The organism is Streptomyces sp. NPDC020731 (assembly GCF_044334705.1).
Classification (GTDB): Bacteria; Actinomycetota; Actinomycetes; order Streptomycetales; family Streptomycetaceae; genus Streptomyces.
Genome location: NZ_JBIRTN010000029.1, coordinates 1 through 1,265, shown reverse-complemented (window position 1 = coordinate 1,265; position 1,265 = coordinate 1). Strand labels below are relative to the sequence as shown.

Annotated in this window: 1 protein-coding gene and 1 pseudogene; both read left to right on the top strand. The window is 70.9% G+C overall.

Features of this window, described 5'->3' with window-relative positions; all coding sequences use genetic code 11:
* Positions 1-243 precede the first annotated feature (243 nt).
* Positions 244-915: a LuxR C-terminal-related transcriptional regulator gene (locus ACH4VX_RS33075; RefSeq protein WP_398372726.1), complete on the top strand. Its 672-nt coding sequence runs from the start codon at positions 244-246 to the stop codon at positions 913-915.
* A 132-nt stretch (positions 916-1,047) separates the two neighbouring features.
* A pseudogene (locus tag ACH4VX_RS33070) lies at positions 1,048-1,265 on the top strand (2-oxoglutarate ferredoxin oxidoreductase subunit alpha); the annotation flags it as partial.

Genomic DNA, 1,265 nt, shown 5'->3' with positions numbered 1-1,265 from the left:
GGGGGGCCCGCCCGGGGGCCCTTTGTGGGGTGTTGGGGGGGGGGGGGGGGGGGGGGCCCCCCTTTTTTGGGGGGGGGGGGGGGGGGGGGGGGGGGGGGGGGGGGGCCCCCCCCCCCCCCCCACCTCGTTGGCCCCCGATCGCGTTGCCCTGCCCCATCCCCCACCGGATGCTGGAATGCTGGGCCTGACGACCGGGCCCGCCACGAGGGCGGGCCCGGATCAGGGGCATGGGGGCCGAGGAACGTGGAGGACAGGGTGCGGGTGGTCATCGCCGAGGATTCGGTGCTGCTGCGGGAGGGCCTGACCCGGTTGCTGACCGACCGTGGGCACGAGGTCGTGGCCGGTGTCGGTGACGGTGACGCGCTGATCAAGACCATCACCGAGCTGGACGGGGAGAACCTGCTCCCGGACGTCGTGGTGGCCGACGTACGGATGCCGCCGACGCACACGGACGAGGGGGTGCGGGCCGCGGTGCAGCTGCGCAGGACGCATCCGGGCGTCGGCGTGCTGGTGCTGTCGCAGTACGTGGAGGAGCGCTACGCCACGGAGCTGCTCGCCGGTTCCAGCAGTGGCGTCGGTTATCTGCTCAAGGACCGGGTGGCCGAGGTCCGTGAGTTCGTGGACGCGGTGGTGCGCGTGGCCCGGGGCGGCACGGCTCTGGACCCCGAGGTGGTCGCGCAGCTGCTGGGGCGCAGCCGTAAGCAGGACGTGCTCGCGGGACTCACCCCGCGTGAGCGGGAGGTCCTGGGGCTGATGGCGGAGGGCCGGACGAACTCGGCGATCGCCAGGCAGCTGGTGGTCAGCGACGGTGCCGTGGAGAAGCACGTCAGCAACATCTTCCTGAAGCTGGGGCTGTCCCCGAGCGACGGCGATCACCGGCGGGTGCTGGCTGTTCTCACCTACCTCAACTCCTGAGCGAGGACGTCTCGAAGTCGTGTCCAACATGCGAATGACCCAAGGAAGGCGACCCTTACGGACGTAGGGTTTATGCGGGGAAGGCCTGCGGGAAGGCCGTCCCGGACAGCCGCCTCGAGGAGGTCCAGTTCAGTGACCAACCAGGTCAGCAGCCCAGCGGAGCAGGCCGACGGAACAGCCGACGGAACAGCCGACGGAACAGTCGTGGGAGAGCAGCGCAAAGCGGCGGGCGCGAAGGACGTCCGCCGCCTCGAACGGGTGATCATCAGGTTCGCGGGGGACTCGGGTGACGGTATGCAGCTCACCGGTGACCGTTTCACCTCGGAGACCGCGTCGTTCGGCAACGACCT